General features: G+C 60.0%; 12 protein-coding genes. 2 read left to right on the top strand and 10 right to left on the bottom strand.

The features are described 5' to 3' along the window. Positions 1-104: 104 nt before the first annotated feature. On the bottom strand, positions 105-599 hold the full coding sequence (locus tag IFO71_RS17570) for a hypothetical protein (protein ID WP_192030974.1): 495 nt from the start codon (positions 597-599) through the stop codon (positions 105-107). Positions 600-663: 64 nt separating this feature from the next. After that, the gene (gene alr, locus IFO71_RS17565; RefSeq protein WP_192030973.1) at positions 664-1,740 is read right to left on the bottom strand and encodes an alanine racemase; all 1,077 of its coding nucleotides are present in this window, start codon (positions 1,738-1,740) and stop codon (positions 664-666) included. A gap of 251 nt (positions 1,741-1,991) precedes the next feature. On the opposite strand from alr, the gene IFO71_RS17560 reads away from it, so the two are divergent. Continuing rightward, the gene (locus IFO71_RS17560; RefSeq protein WP_192030972.1) at positions 1,992-3,815 is read left to right on the top strand and encodes a glycosyltransferase family protein; all 1,824 of its coding nucleotides are present in this window, start codon (positions 1,992-1,994) and stop codon (positions 3,813-3,815) included. A gap of 112 nt (positions 3,816-3,927) precedes the next feature. Here IFO71_RS17560 and IFO71_RS17555 read toward each other — a convergent pair whose 3' ends face one another. The 5 genes from IFO71_RS17555 to IFO71_RS17535 all read right to left on the bottom strand — a co-directional run bounded on the left by IFO71_RS17555 (position 3,928) and on the right by IFO71_RS17535 (position 8,159). Continuing rightward, the gene (locus IFO71_RS17555) at positions 3,928-5,334 is read right to left on the bottom strand and encodes a replicative DNA helicase (protein ID WP_192030971.1); all 1,407 of its coding nucleotides are present in this window, start codon (positions 5,332-5,334) and stop codon (positions 3,928-3,930) included. A gap of 279 nt (positions 5,335-5,613) precedes the next feature. After that, a complete protein-coding gene (rplI, locus tag IFO71_RS17550) occupies positions 5,614-6,063 on the bottom strand; it encodes a 50S ribosomal protein L9 (RefSeq protein ID WP_192030970.1) in 450 nt (149 codons plus the stop codon). A 150-nt stretch (positions 6,064-6,213) separates the two neighbouring features. After that, positions 6,214-6,438 carry a 30S ribosomal protein S18 gene (gene rpsR / locus IFO71_RS17545; RefSeq protein WP_192030969.1) on the bottom strand — a complete coding sequence of 75 codons (225 nt, stop codon included), beginning with the start codon at positions 6,436-6,438 and terminating at the stop codon, positions 6,214-6,216. Positions 6,439-6,461: 23 nt separating this feature from the next. Then, complete coding sequence (gene rpsF / locus IFO71_RS17540; protein ID WP_192030968.1) at positions 6,462-6,866, bottom strand: 30S ribosomal protein S6; 405 nt, start codon at positions 6,864-6,866, stop codon at positions 6,462-6,464. Between the two features lie 189 nt (positions 6,867-7,055). Beyond that, positions 7,056-8,159 (bottom strand): ABC transporter substrate-binding protein, encoded by a 1,104-nt coding sequence (locus tag IFO71_RS17535; RefSeq protein ID WP_192030967.1) that lies wholly within the window; start codon positions 8,157-8,159, stop codon positions 7,056-7,058. Positions 8,160-8,342: 183 nt separating this feature from the next. On the opposite strand from IFO71_RS17535, the gene IFO71_RS17530 reads away from it, so the two are divergent. After that, complete coding sequence (locus IFO71_RS17530; protein ID WP_192030966.1) at positions 8,343-10,046, top strand: serine/threonine-protein kinase; 1,704 nt, start codon at positions 8,343-8,345, stop codon at positions 10,044-10,046. Between the two features lie 22 nt (positions 10,047-10,068). On the opposite strand, the gene IFO71_RS17525 is transcribed toward IFO71_RS17530, so the two are convergent. The 3 genes from IFO71_RS17525 to IFO71_RS17515 all read right to left on the bottom strand — a co-directional run bounded on the left by IFO71_RS17525 (position 10,069) and on the right by IFO71_RS17515 (position 15,514). Then, positions 10,069-12,009 (bottom strand): caspase family protein, encoded by a 1,941-nt coding sequence (locus IFO71_RS17525; RefSeq protein WP_192030965.1) that lies wholly within the window; start codon positions 12,007-12,009, stop codon positions 10,069-10,071. 59 nt (positions 12,010-12,068) lie between these two features. Next, positions 12,069-13,481 carry a hypothetical protein gene (locus tag IFO71_RS17520; RefSeq protein ID WP_192030964.1) on the bottom strand — a complete coding sequence of 471 codons (1,413 nt, stop codon included), beginning with the start codon at positions 13,479-13,481 and terminating at the stop codon, positions 12,069-12,071. A 167-nt stretch (positions 13,482-13,648) separates the two neighbouring features. Further along, complete coding sequence (locus tag IFO71_RS17515) at positions 13,649-15,514, bottom strand: autotransporter outer membrane beta-barrel domain-containing protein (RefSeq protein ID WP_192030963.1); 1,866 nt, start codon at positions 15,512-15,514, stop codon at positions 13,649-13,651. Positions 15,515-15,534: the final 20 nt, after the last annotated feature.

Genomic DNA, 15,534 nt, shown 5'->3' with positions numbered 1-15,534 from the left:
AAGTCGCAGACGACATGGCCGATTTGGGGCTCTCGGAAATGGGATTCTTGTTTCTCATGACAGCAGACTACCTTCAGTAATTTAGAAGAGGTAACTGTCTCGCATTACATTGGCACGGGGGGCATGCTACGCTTGACCAAGGCGGTGCGCTGCGCCAGATCTGGCATTGCCACTTCGCCACTTTCACTTTCGCTGAGGCCGGCGCTGGGCTTGCTGATCGAATAGATCTTCCAGGTATCGTTCTCGTCGACGAACACCATGGTCAATGGAATGCGTCCACCCTCGGCGCTGATGACAACCCCTTTCAATTCCCCGCGCTTACCGGTGATATTGAAAGAGCTCCAATCAGTGTCAACCACGTTGCCCAGTGCACTCTCGTCGACAAAGTGGCGCAGGGCCTCTGCGTTGGTGCTGGCCTTGAACTGTTGCGACAACTCCGCCTGCGCCGCCACCATGTCGTTCGCCCGCACTGCAGCGAAAAAGCGAGTGGCTGTGCTTGGAAGGTCTGCAGTCAGTCGAAACACGACAAAGAAAATGCCCGCCAAGAGCAAAACGAACGCCCCGAAGACGGCACCCAGAATGATCAGGACCTTTTTCACTTCACTCTCCATTGGCTCGCCGGCTGCGACAACCTCAACAGCATACGGCAATCACAACAAGTGATCAGTCCTCAATAAAACGAACTCGCCGGGTAATCCCACAGGTCAACTCATAGCTAATGGTTTCAGCGGACTCGGCCACCTGCTCCACCGGCAAGTGACGGCCCCACAGTTCGACCGGAGCACCGACGTTGATCTCCAGATGGCCACTCAAATCAACGGCGAGCAGATCCATCGATACCCGCCCCACGGTGACCACTCGCTTGCCGCCAACCAGCACCGGGGTGCCGCTCGGCGCGTGGCGCGGGTAGCCATCACCATAACCAATCGCTGCGATGCCAACCCGCATGGTCTTGGGTGCAACAAAGCTGCCGCCGTAGCCGATCGCCTCACCCTGCGGCACATGATTGATGGCGATCAGGCGCGTGCTCAGAGTCATTGCCGGCAACAGACCGAACTCAGCCGCACTGCGGCCTTCGGCCACGCTGAGGCCGTATAGAGCACCACCCGGACGCACCCAATCCAGATGTGAAGTGGGCCAGCCCAGCACGCCAGCAGAGTTGGCCAAGGAGCGGGGACTGGGCAGCCCCTGGGTGCCGCGTTCGAACAGCGCAATCTGCTCGGCCGTTGCTTGATGATCGAACTCATCGGAGCGGGCAAAGTGCGACATCATCACGATGTCCGGATCAACCTGTGGCAGAGAGCGCAGCTCACGATAGACTCGCTCGGCATCCGATGGCGCAAAGCCCAGCCGATGCATGCCGGTATCGAACTTCAGCCACACGCGCACCGGCCGCGGATCGCCATCGATGCGCAGCATTCGTACCTGTTCCGGATGGTGCACCACACTGTCCAGATTCAACCGTCGGATTAATGGCAGATCGCCCGGCTCGTCAAAACCCGACAGCAAAACAATGCGTTTCGACATACCTGCCGCGCGCAAACGCTCGCCATCGGCAATCGAAGCCACACCAAAGGCGTCGGCACCTTCCAACGCCTGCGCCACCCGCTCCAGGCCATGGCCATAGCCGTCGGCCTTGACGACGGCCATTACCTTGGAGGCAGGCGCCAGCTCGCGCACTCGGCACAGGTTCTGCCGCAAGGCATCGGTGTGGATGGTGGCGCTGGTGGCTCGGCTCATAGACGTGCAGGAATTGGGACGGGTGGACGCTCGCAATCGATGCGCAGCTTACTGCAAAGTCCGTCTCAGCAGCCGATCAAATCGGGCCAATATCTAGCATGATTGTGGCGGGCGCGGATCGCGCCCCCCGCGCTGCTTAGCCGGGAATGCTGTCGACCACTACGGAAGCCTCATCGTTGGCGCACAACTCAAACTCTGATCGCACCGGATATTGGCAGAGCTCGGATGGGCTGGCTGGCCAGCACCCGTCCATGCATGTGATCGGCTCGACTTGGGTCGACCGGCCCGTTGCCCATGCATGGATTGTTGCTTACTTGGTCGTTCTATTCGCCCTGCCGGCGCCATGGTCGACCGTAATCATCGATACCGCGCGGGACTTCGTCGAGGCCGAACGCTGGTTGCAACAGGGCATGCCACTACGCGGGCCAATGATCGGCAACCTATTCCACCTTGGTCCCTGGTGGTACCTGCTTACCGCAGGAGGATTCGCTCTAACAGGCTCCATCGCTGCAACCCTGACCCTGGAAGCGCTGCTGGCCGCCATGAAGTTTCCGCTGGCCTACGTCTGTGGCTGTGTCATCTACAGCTCGCGCCTGGGCGTGTGCTGGGCGATCGCCTTGGCTGTGCCGGGCATGGCCAGCATGACCCAGTTGGTGATAACCCACACCGCGATCATCGAGTTCGCCATCTTGGGCTGGATCTTGACCGCCCTCTTGCTGTGCAAAGGTCATCGGGGCGCTTGGTGGCTGGCCTTTGGTGCCATGGCGTCCTTGTCTGCCCACGCCCACCCGACGACCTTGGTGTTCGCGCCCGCGGCATGCTTCATCGTTGCATTACGCAGAAAGAGAACGGATCTTCCCTGGATCATTGCCGGTGTGCTTGTGTTCGTGCTCACATTTGCGCCCGTGCTGATAGCCGAAAGTCGCGAGCATTGGCCGTCGCTTCAAGCACTCTCATCGCATGGTCAATCAATCCACTGGGCAGGTTCACTCGGTCGGATCGCTGCTGTTTACCTCGGCGCGCTGGCGGCGGGGCCTCAGTTTGTCAGCCTTTCTCTGCTTGCCGGGTGGAGCGGTCTGATTGGACTGACCTACCTTGCGCTTGCGTGTACGGTGCTGGTCGGTGCCGGATGGGCGTGGCGGAATCAAAGCCTGCGGCCTGTGCTGATCGTGGCCGCGGCGACCTGCATGGTCTTTGTGTTGTTGATCGCCACCTTGAGACAGATCACCCCCTACTACATGCTGCTTGCGTCCAAGCCTTTTGGCACGCTGGCCATGGCTGTGGCATTCGTTGCGCTGGTTGAACGCGCTCACCGGAGCCGGATGTTGGCAACCCTTGTCCTGCTTGCAATCTTGCTGTTGCATGGCCTGGTATCGATGAGCTGGATTTACCAAGCTGAGTCGGGGAGTGCTCGCCTGCCCGTCGCGACCATCTCCGACATGGCGCAATCACCCCAACGGCTTGAGGCTGTATCGATGATGCCGGTGTGGCGACTCGAATCGTTGGCTGCTCGGTCGTGCGGCCGCAAGATCGTTCTGCACGCCAGCATGGCGCAACTGGTCATGCTCGCTGCCGAACTCCCGATGCAGACCGAATGCGAAGCTCGACCGGAAGTGATCTACGGCGGCGCTGCCCAGGATGCCGAACATCTGTTGGGGCTTACGCCCTACGAGCTACGCTTGATCGGCTACTCCGAAGCAAACTGGCAACAGGCGCTGGAGCTTGCTCCGATTTCCACCCAGGGCTCATCTTGGCGACTGTCCTGGTCTCGCCATTACCCCTACATCATGATTCCGCGCGAGGGGCAACGTGAATTCCACTATGAACAAGTGACCTCGGCGAACAATCTATTGGTTGTGTCGACCCCGTTTGGGATTGTGGATGGAAGCGAGGTCGACTCGGTCGAAGTCGATCAGGGCGTCGCGACACTGGTTTCCAAGACGAGAGCGAGCTCGATATACCGTTGTCGCGGGTGCGCGGGAAAGGCGCGTTGGACAGTCCGAGCCCGCGCTGCCGATCCGCGGCAGATAGACATCGTAGAGATTCGACCCGGCCCGAATCTGTTGATTCAATAGCCAGCTGTTCGGTGCTTGACCCAGCGCATTGACGGTTGAAACGGCCGGATCAACCGCCGCGATGAGTGTGTGCCAACATCGAGTTGCAGGCCCCGTCACCGCGGGGCCATGATCATTCGAATGAGCCCGAGTACGACTCCGACGCATAGTTGTCAAAGCGCGTGTATTGCCCCTGGAAGGCCAGCTTGATGATGCCGGTGGGGCCGTTACGTTGCTTGGCAATGATGATTTCTGCCAGGCCTTTATCGGCCGAGTCGCGGTTGTAGTACTCATCACGGTAGATGAACAGGATCAAGTCGGCGTCCTGCTCGATACCGCCGGATTCACGCAGGTCGGACATCACCGGGCGCTTGTCAGTTCGTTGCTCCAACGATCGGTTAAGCTGGGACAGCGCAATGACCGGCACACTGAGTTCCTTGGCCAAGGCTTTCAGCGAGCGCGAGATCTCGGCGATTTCAGTAGCGCGATTCTCCTTATTGCCCGGCACCTGCATCAGCTGCAGGTAGTCGATCACGATCAGCCCAAGTCCCCCGTGCTCTCGCGCCAGGCGCCTCGCACGCGAGCGCAACTCGGTGGGCGACAGCGCTGGTGTGTCGTCGATGAAGATCTTTGCTTCGGCCAACAAAGTAATGGCGTGGGTGACGCGACTCCAATCCTCGTCCTCCAACTTGCCGGTACGCAGATTCTGCGCATTGACGCGACCCAATGAGGAGATCAGACGAAAAGCCAGCTGTGAGGCGGACATTTCCATCGAGAACACCGCCACGGCCTTCTTGGTCTTTACCGCGGCGAACTCAGCCATGTTCAGGGCGAGCGCGGTCTTGCCCATCGAAGGACGCGCCGCGAGGATGATCAGGTCGGACGGCTGCAAGCCCGTGGTGGCATTGTCGAAATCGGTAAAGCCGGTCGGCACACCGGTGACCTGCCCCTGATTCTCGAAGCGATCCTGCAGGATGCGGAAAGCATCCTTGACCGCACTGCGAATATTGACGAACTGGCGCTTGCCGCGGCTACCCGCTTCGGCGATTTCGAACACCGCCTGCTCGGCGGTTTCGAGCAATTCTTTGCTGCTACGACCTTCCGGTTGAAAACCATCACCGGTGATCTGCGTGCCGACATCGATCAACTGCCGCAGGATCGATTTCTCGCGCACGATCTCGGCGTAGGCGGCGATATTGGCGGCACTCGGTGTGGTGCTGGCCAATTCCAGTACATAGGCGGTACCACCGACCTGCTCGGCCAGATTCTGCGCTTCGAACCAGTCGCCCAGGGTGACCGCATCGCAGGGCTGACTCTGCTCGGCCAGGGTGCCGATGGCACGGAAGATCAGCTGATGATCACGGCGATAGAAGTCTTCTTCGCGCAGCTTGTCGGCGACCTGATCCCAGGCGCGCTCCGACAACATCAGGCCGCCCAACACAGCCTGCTCGGCTTCGATCGAATGCGGCGGAATGCGCAATGCGCCGGTGGCTGAATCGGGGCGTTCTACCAGCCGCGCCTTACCAAATACTGCTGCCATCGATTCCTGCACTCCCCTGGGCCTGCTCAATCCGAACTGCGACCCACCGCCGGCCCTGCGGCCGAAGCGGCCCGAGCAGCAGCATGAGTGAGATATCGGAAGCGGGTCATCATACTGATACTCCGGCCGCGGGCGTTGCGCACAACCCTGTGGATAGCCGGTGCAAATCTCAGATTCTGCGAATTCTGATCCGCCACGTCGCAGTTCCAGAATTCAGAAACAACAAGGGCGCCCGAAGGCGCCCCTGCGTGTCGTCGGTCGCGACCGGTAACCGCGAGCTTAGGCCTCGGCGATCACGTTCACCTTGACGGTGATTTCGACGTCGGCGTGCAGGTGGATCAGCACGTCGAATTCGCCAGTCTTGCGGATCGGGCCTTCGCCCATCACCACTTCCGACTTGTTCAGCTCGATGCCCGCGGCGCTGAACGCGTCAGCGATATCGCGCGGACCCACCGAGCCGAACAACTTGCCTTCGGTCGAGGCATTGGCGGCGATGGTGACGCTTTGGCCTTCCAGCTTGCTCTTGCGCGCTTCGGCGGCGTCGAGATGCGACTTGGCCTTGGCCTCGTAGTCAGCGCGACGCTGTTCGAACTCGGCCACATTGGCCGGGGTGGCCGGCACGGCCTTGCCTTGCGGCACCAGATAGTTGCGGCCGTAGCCCGGCTTCACCTTGACCTGGTCTCCCAGGTTGCCGAGGTTGGCCACTTTCTGCAGAAGAATCAGTTGCATTTACTTAACTCCAAATTCGTTAGCGAGCAGTGCCCGCAACGGGTGCTGTCCGAATAAGTGGAGCCAGGTGGAAAGGGTTAGCCGGGGCCGGGTAGTCACGTTGCCGCACCACCCGAATCCCGAATCCCAAATCCCGAATCCCGGCTTCTATCAGTGGTTGTCGCAGTACGGCAGCAGGGCCAGGAAGCGCGCGCGCTTGATGGCGGTGGCCAGCTGACGCTGATACTTCGACTTGGTGCCGGTGATGCGGCTCGGCACGATCTTGCCGGTTTCAGTGATGTACTGACGCAGGGTGTTGAGATCCTTGTAATCGATCTCGGTCACGCCCTCGGCGGTGAACTTGCAGAACTTGCGACGACGGAAAAACTTCGACATGGGGAATTCCTCGGATCGTGGGCTTAGGCGGCTTCGTCGTTCGACGTGTCGCTGTCATTGCTGCTCTCGCTGTCGTCATCATCACGACGACGACGCTCAGGCTTCTCGTCCTTGGTCTTCATGATGTGGCTCTGCTCGGTGACCGGCTCTTCGCGAGCGATGACCAGATGGCGCAGAACGGCATCATTGAAGCGGAAGCCGGAGACCAGCTCGTTGAGGATTTCCTGGCTGCACTCGATGTTGAACATCACGTAGTGCGCCTTGACCAGGTTTTCGATCGGGTACGCAAGCTGACGACGACCCCAGTCTTCCAGACGGTGAATCTTGCCTTCACCGCCTTCGATGATCGACTTGTAGCGCTCGATCATGGCCGGGACCTGCTCGCTCTGGTCCGGATGGACCATGAACACGATTTCGTAGTGACGCATGTTGTCTCCTTGTGGATACCGGCGCGGAATTGCGCCCGGCAGCCTCCCGCAGGCAGCGGTGAGGCAAGTGCCCTGGGACTCGGAGTCGATGGCTCGGGGTCGATCAGGGGTCGCGCATTGTACGCGCGATGCGGCAACGCAGCAAGCTGCGCGAGCCCGGCAAGGCTTCGCCGGGCCCGCGCTGCGTGATTATTTCTTGCCCGCCGCCGCCAGGGCGTCGTCCCACATCTTCTTGAAGCCGTTGCGGCTGCGGTCCGACAGCGGCTGCCAGAAGCGCTCTTCGACGAAGAAATCCTCACCTGGCTGGGCCGAGGCCTGATCCGGGCTCAGTTTCGCCTTGGCCTTGGGGTTGACGATCACGCTGCCGAACGCCTTGGCGATCGCCGCTTGAGCTTCTTCACTCACGGTGTAATCAAGCAGCATGTAGGCAGCCTCCAGTTTGGCCGGGTCGCTACCGACATGGCCGGCAATGGAGACATTGTCCAGCCATACCGTCACGCCCTCCTTCGGACTGGCAAACTTCCACTTCTGCCCCGCTGCATTGGCCGCAGCCACCCCAAACCAGTAATCGGTGGCGTACTCCAACTTAGCCAGTTGTTCCACGCTTGGCAAACCACCCCAGAAGCTGTCGGCATTGGCCACCAGAGTCTTGAGGTACTCGGCCGTCTGCTGCCGCTGTTCCGGGGTCATCTTGTCGTAGTCGTAGACATCGGCGGGTTTGACTCCGGCCAGCATGGCCATCTGGTAGACGTTGGCCTCGAACTGATCACCGGTGACGGTGAACTTACCCTTCGCTTCCGGCCGCAGCAGCACGTGCCAGGAGTCGGGCGCCTTCACCTTGGCACTGTCATAGGCCAGCGCATACGAGCCACCCAACAGCGGCAAGGCATGCACCTCGCCCTTGTCGTTCTTGCTGAACGTGGCATTGCGCAGACTGGGATAGATCGACGCATAGTTACCAAGCTTGCTGGTATCGAGCGGCAGCAGCAGTTGCATCAGCTTGCCGCGTTCCTGCTTGTAGTAGTTGTGGGTCGGCGTCACCACATCGGCCGCCTTCTTGCGCACCTGTTCGAAGATGTCATCAGCGCTGCCGATATAGAACGGACTGCCATCAGGCTTGGCCACCAGCACCAGATCGATGTCCTTGCCCTTGGACTTGGCCCAGGCTTCGAACTCCTTCTCGTAGAGGCTGATATAGCCCTCCCACTCGAGGACCTTCAGCTCAACGGCGCAACCGACGGCAGGAACCAGCGACAGGGCCACTGCGGCCCAAAGCGAATTGCGAATCTTCATGCCCCCCTCCTCGACCAGGTCGTGGGCCGAGCGAGCGATCCGGCCCGGAAGCTGTATTCTGCGCCCTCACGTGTGAAAAATGTCACTTCATCGACGCCTCGCTGATCGCTTCACCCACCTTGCTCGCAGTGCTTCCGAAGTATCATTGCCGGATCAAATGCAGCGGATTTTCAGGGGAAGCGCGTGGATAACGCGGACGATTCACTGCTCGATTTCGATATTCCCGGCTATCGGGTGCACAAACTGCTCGGCAAGGGGGGTATGGCCACGGTGTATCTGGCCACCCAACTTCGCCTCAATCGAGAAGTGGCGCTGAAAGTGATCGCGCCAAACTTTGCGGTTGACCAGGAGTTCCGCGAGCGATTCGTTGCAGAAGGCCAACTTACGGCTCGGCTTTCACATCGCAATATCATGACGGTGTTCGACATCGGAGAAGCGAACGGCACGTTCTTCCTGGCCACTGAAGTGCTTCCCGGCGGCACCCTCAACGAGCGCCTGCCGCAGCTGCCCAACCTGACCAGCAAGCTGCTGGTCGTACGAGATATCGCCGAAGGATTGGGTGTCGCACATCAGCAACGGATCGTGCACCGCGATATCAAGCCCGCAAACATAATGTTTCGTGCTGACGGCACGCCGGTGGTTACCGACTTTGGTATCGCCAAATCATTGGATGTCACGCGCGCCCTCACAGTGCAGGGCATGATCGTCGGCACGCCTACGTACATGAGTCCGGAGCAAGCGCAAGGCCAACCGCTGGATGGTCGCAGCGACATCTATTCACTCGGCATCATGCTGTACGAAATGCTCACCGGTGAGCTGCCCTTTGTCGGCACCGACCCATTCTCAATCGCCTTTGCCCACATCACCCGACCACCACCGCCCCTGCCAACGAAGCTAGCAGCGATTCAACCCTTGTTAGACAAGATGCTGGAGAAGCTGCCCGACAATCGCATCCACAGCGCCGCGGCAGTGTGTGAAGCAATAGACGCCTTGCTGCCGACGCTGGACGAGCCCGAATCGATGCCCGCAGGCGAAAGCGCGCGGCTCCGCGTTCGTCCTCGTCCGGTAACAGAGACTCAGCCACTGTCGGCACAGAGCGCACCAGCCGCGGCAGCGCCGGCAAGACGCAGGCTGGCCCTGATCGGCGGCGCAGGACTGGCAGGGGCACTCCTGCTCGGCCTGGCGATCTGGCAATGGCCGGAGGGTCAGGCCGTTTCAGCACCTGAACTCGGCACGACCGATGCCGGGCTGTCTGACTGGGACGCCTTGCTGCAAGACGCCCGCCAACGAATCAGCCAGCGCTTTTACTTTGCGCCGGTCGGCGGCAGCGCCTACGACACCTTGCAATTACTGCTGCAAGAACGCCCGACAGATCGCGATGCGATCGAGTTGATCGATCTGTTGTGTCGTTCCGTGGCGGACGACATCGAGCGGCTGCGAAAAGCAGACGATAGGATGGCTGCAGCGCGCTTGCTCAACGAAGCATTGCAACGGTTTCCAAACAACACACGATTGCGCGAACTTCAGGCCGGCGCCAGCGAAGACGGCGCACTCAGCGCCAACGCGTCCGACAGTGAGGTCGAGCAATGGCGCAGCCAGGCAGCCCTGGCACTTAGTGACGGCCGGATCTCGCAGCCGCCCGGCGACAATGCACTCGAGTTGTATCGGCGCATTCTCTTGGCGCGCCCCGACGACCAGGATGCGCAACAAAGGCTGCGTGCGATGGCAGCCGACTACGCCAAGGTAGCTGATACCTGGCTGCAGCGTGGACGGCCCGATCTTGCCTACACCCAAGCCATGCTGGGCTTACAGGCGGTCGCGAATGATGCCGAGTTGTTGCGCATTCGCGATGCAGCTCGCCAATCCAATGGCGGCGCTGCGCCTTGAACGAAGCACATGCGCAAGTTGCTCAGCGCGGCACGAGAAATATCTCACCGCCCTCGTGACCGGCGAATTGCAGCGGTGAAAGTTCGGGCTTTTGGGCAAATGCCTGGGCGCTGGGTGAACCTGCCAATCGCGAAGACACTGCGCGATACAGGCGCTGCGCTTCAATGGTACCGGGCGTTTCGCGCAACACGTCTACCACGCTGCGAACAAACGTCGACACCGATTGATCGGACTGCTCGGGAACCGGCCTCAGCCCACCCGACGTCAAGGCCAACCTTGACTTGCCCTGTGCGCTGAGACTCGCCCAATCGTTCCACTCTTGCGCGCTGAGCTGCTCGGTCAGCACGGGCACCGACACCCGGGTCAAAGTGCCCGAATAGCACGAATCGGCCATCACCAGGATATGCCGCGCCTCGCTCACCGCCAGGATGTCGGTGATGACGCCGTTGGCAATCCAACTCTTGCGGTCATCGGGGCTGGCGTCCGAAGGAATCCAGTACCCGCGTTGCTCGGCGTCGATTTCGCCGTGACCGGCGAAGTACAGCAAGCCGGCATCGTTTGCGCCCATCGATTGTCGAAACTCATGCAAGGCCAGCAGCATGTCCAAGCGCGTCGGGTCGGTGACGATCCGCAGGTCAAAATTGAACCGCTCGCGCAGTACGCCGGCCAACAGTTCGACATCGGCACGCGGCGTGGGCAGCGGTGGATAGTGTCGATACCCCGAGACCGCAATCAGCAATCCGCGGTACTGGGTAGTGCGCAAGATCGCAGGCTTGGGTCGCGGCACGCGCTCCTGTCCGGCACTGCCCGGCCCCTGCACGGCCGAACGCTCAGCTTTCATCAGCAGGAATTCGGCTCGGGTTTCTCCCCCGCTTTGCGAGGTCGCAATGACTGCGACCGAGCGCTGCGGCATGTCCAGATTCAACAGGGTGTTGAACGTACCGTCTTCGCGCAGTGCCACCGCCACGCCATCGATGCTCAGCGATTGAGCTGCGCTGGCTGGGGTAACGGAGCCCCTTAGCTCAAAGCTGCGCTGACCTTCGGCGACAAAGGCTACCGGCCGGCCGCGTGCAGGCAGAATCTCCGGACGCTCCAACGTCAGTGCCAGTTCGGGCCCAAGCTGCACGTAGGGTGCGGGATTCTGTCGAGCGTCGATACCTTGCCGCAGCCGTTCGATTTCACCTTGCTTGGTCAGGATGTCGGCTTCCTGCTGTCGCAGCTGCTCTTCCAGAATTCGCCAAACGCCTTGTATTTCTGCCTGTTGCTCGCCGCCGGTGCGTTCCTTCAGCTGCTGATATTCAGCGCGCAACTTTCTCAAGGCGGCACGGGCCTCACCGAGTTCGGCTTCACCCGACTCGGCCTGCTGCTTCAACGCTTGCAGTTCCGCCTTTTGCTGCTGCGAACTCAGCCGCAGCTGTTCGAGCTCATCGCGCAGCGCCTGCGCATTGACGGCATCACTGCTGTACACCAGCGATTCGCCCCGCTCGCCCAGCGCCTGACGAAAGTACTCCAAGGCGCGCGTGCGATCCGCTTCGACGCCCAATCCGTTCTCATACAGATGCCCGAGATTCTGCAAGGCCTTTCGCGAGCCCGCCGCCGCGGCACGCTCAAACCAGTTGCGAGCATTGTCATAATCAGGCGGAACACCCATGCCCTTGGCATAGGCCTCACCAAGAATATTCATCGCATCGGCGTCGCCCAGCTCAGCCGTTTGCTGCCAAACCGATACCGCCGTCTGCAGGTTGGCGCGATCGAAATCGACAAATTCACCGCCGCGATAGGCGCATTCAAACTGCGACAGCCGCGCCGGTCGCCGCTGGCTGAGGAAGCTCTTGATCTTGCCCACCCTCCTAACCTGCCCTGGCAACAGACAGTCAACCACCAGCACGTCTTCAGCCTGGGTGGGGAACGCCTCGCGACTGGCGTGCACATTGCCCACACCCGCCCCGCCAACCATCAACATGCAACACACTGCAACTGACAATTTGCGAAGCGACTGAATGAGCACGATCGGGCCTGCGATCAGCCCTCACAACCCAGCAACAGCACCTCAGCAGGTGCAAAAACCCCCGTCGACAAACCTCGTGGGATGCCAAGACTAACCCTGGTATCCCGAATGATACGTCGCCCCGGAGCAGAGCTGGATGATACTGGCTGCAAACTACGAGTGCGGTCGTCCCCCCATTCCGTGGTGACCACCAACAAGCGGTGATCGGCGCTCACTGCACCGACCTGCATCGAGGCGGAAGGGGCGTTGAGCAATGCATCGAGACCCAATCGACTAAGCGCTTGGCGGCCGTCATTGAAACTAGTTAGTTGTCGAATCGCAGCCGTTGCAATTTCGTAGCTAAACACTTGTCGACTGGAACTCGGATTCAAGCCCAGCAAGTCTCTCTCCGACACGAAATAGACTCGGTCTTCCAGTTCGGAGATGCGAACGTCCATAGGCCCAAGTCGGCCACGCGGCCCGACCGAGGGCTCGATGATCGGCACCGCTTGCCGGTCAGGGCCAGCAAAGGCAACGATGTCAAATGGGCTTGATGGCACAGTGATGCCGGTGTACGAAGTATCGCGGTTGAGCGGAATAAAGCCACCGCTGACGCCCAGATTGCGGACGAACAGGAAAGCAAAGCCCGGGACCGCGCGCGGCACTGACAAATCCACGTCGACAGCTTCATCCAATTGATTGGTGGTCAAGTCCAAACGATAAGGAAGGTTGGCAATTCGAGCCAGGTTGTTGGGCGTCTGCTGCCAGTTTGTGCCGGGTGCAGCGAACAGATTCGCAAGACTCGCAATGACCAGACTGCCACCATCACCACTGATCTGGGCTGAACCGGCAGCGGCAGGCAACCCTGCGGCACCGTTGAACGTATGTCCAGTCAGCGGCGTCAATAGGTCGCTGATCGCCGTTGCGGAACCGTCTTGCAGGTCAAACAACCATGGGATGCCACATTCGTTGGCGGATTGAAGGCCGGTTTCGAGAGCACACTCCGTCAGGGTCGCAAAGCGACCATCATCCGAGACCGATGTCACCGTCGAGCCGAATGGGTGCCCACCGCTGGACGCAGCAGCTAGAAGGGGGGTCTGCAGAGTGCTAATCGAGCCTGCCTGGGTATCGATTCGAAAAGGAGTCTCATTCCGGCTTAACAGAATTCGCTGGTTACCCGCCACGGTGCGCGTGCGGTGTTCGTAGCTGACGAACACATAGCGGCCGTCTTCACTGGCGCCGGCGACGGCGCGTGGAATGAAATCGTAGAAGCCCAGTGGATCGACGATGTTGACCACGGGTGTATTGGAGGTCAGCTGCCGGAGTTGACCTGCTCTCGGCTGCCAAGAGTAGATTTCGAACTCGTAGGTCGGTGCGCCTTGGCGGCGACCGGAGAAAAACACCGTCTCTCCGTCCTCGCTGATGTAATTCCCAAGAAACGACGCCAATGCGATCGCATCGATTTCCTCGGGCCAGGGTAGGCTCTGACAGCCGGGCCCAGGCGAAGCCCAGGCGGTTGGCGCAGCCAGAAGCGCCCATGAAGCAAACACGCATGTCGCCGTGGTGGAAAACTTGACTAGGTGTCGCCTCGCTGCGCTGTTCATAACACCGCGTCTCAAAACTCAACTCGAAAGCCGCCACGAACCGCCCAAGCATCGACATTCTCAAATGCCAAGAGTCGCGAGTACGAGAAAAACCACTGTCGACCATGCGCGCCAACGTAGGTCACTCCGAGTTCCGCCCGCCCAAACAGCCGATCGGACTCATTGATGAACACAGGCGTCGAACGCTGATCCGGGCGCACGCGCAATGCCGGAGAAATAAGAAACGCATTGTTCTTGGTCTCGCGCGAGACATCGAGCCCCAGGTAGGGCTGCAGTGCGCCAGAAGCCACGCTATAGACACGCGACAGGCTCTGACTCAGGGTCCACAACATCGAGCGAAAATCCTGATCACTGAAGATTAGGTCGTTGATGCCGGCGCCGCTCTCGGTAAAGCCATCGATGGTTGATCTGGACCACAGCAGTGAACCGCGAGGACTGTAGGTCCACTCGCCCCACGCAAAATCGCGGCCGAACCCAAGACTGAGCGAGAGCTGATCGCCGTCGGTACTCCCCGTCGCCACCGATCGACCGAAACCATCGCCGAGCAGCGTCAAATCCACCAGTCGGCTTTGTTCGTAGTCGTTCCAAAGCCCACCTACAGCGAAATCGAAATAGGACTGGTTGTCGAACAACCATGTGCCGTAACCGGTCAGGGACCAGCCCTTGGAATCCAGACCACCTCCATCCTGCTCAAGATCGCTCTCCAGATCGCTGTAACCGACAGCTGCACCGGCAATGAAATCATCGGTGAAGCGATAGTCGACACCAGCCAACGCGCTGTATCCATCAAAGTCAAATCCAACCTCGAACGCATCTCGATCGCGCTGACCACCCAGAACGGTGACATTGAGGAAAGCGCCCAACCGTTGATCAAACAAGCCACCTCTGTCTGGCTCACCGTCGGCAACACCGAGCGTGTGTCCGAGCATGCGCGCCAGTGGCAAGGAAGCGCCGTCGAGATTGAAGGTCACGTCATCCAGGCTGATGCCGGTTGCACCGCCGCGCAAGGCGGCAATTCGTCCATTGATCTGTGCACCACGCGAGTTGCCAGAATCAATCGAGCTGGTGATTTGCGCGCTCAGCTCCTCACCCGAGATAGCCTGCAGTACCTGGGTTAGAACGACTGGATTGCTTGCCGCCGCGAGTATCGCTGCGCACTGGTCGAGGATGGCAGGATCGGTGGCCGTTGAACAGTTTTCCGCCAAGGGAACGATCGCCGCCTGCGCCACCGGATCTGCGCCTGAGCCCAAACCCTGGGTCAAGGTGTCGATGACATTGTCGGCATTCAAGCCATCGTCGTCGCTGATCGAAATGGAGGCAATTATCGACCCATCGGGAATGATTCGATCGACCGTCGCAAAGCCATTCGGATCAGTGACAAGCAACCCATCAACCAGACCGATGTCGATGGTCTCAATCGATTCTTCGATATCGTCATTTACCAGACTTATCGTTCTAGTCGAGCTCGCCGTGGCACTGCCAAACTGCGTCAGTGAGAGAAAATTAACCTCGAAAGTGGCGAACACCGTGTAGTCTGACCCAGGCTGCGCCGAGCTCCCTGGAAGCGCCGCATAATCAAGCGTCAAGACAGCTCCACCCTGTGCGCAGATCGCATCAACGTCAACTCGCACGGTGGCGTCCACACTCCCGGCACTCTCGCGTACCGTCGCGGGGTTGGTGCTAATGGTTTCGAGGTAGCTGATGATCACATCGGGGTTGGCTTGGCAGAAGGCCTGCGTCTTCATCGATGCAATCGCCAAGGATCTGACTGCACGCCCGTTCTCGAGGATATGCACACGGCTCTGTCGAGTCAGGGCGAGTGCGTCAGTGGCAAGAAGCGTCAGACAGACCAATGCCCACATAACGTTGATGCGCATAGCAGGACCCCTGTTGATAT

The organism is Pseudomarimonas arenosa (assembly GCF_014841215.1).
In the GTDB taxonomy this organism is placed as follows: domain Bacteria; phylum Pseudomonadota; class Gammaproteobacteria; order Xanthomonadales; family Xanthomonadaceae; genus Pseudomarimonas; species Pseudomarimonas arenosa.
The sequence above is the reverse complement of the archived record's forward strand: the minus strand, read 5'-3'. Positions and strand labels throughout refer to the sequence as shown.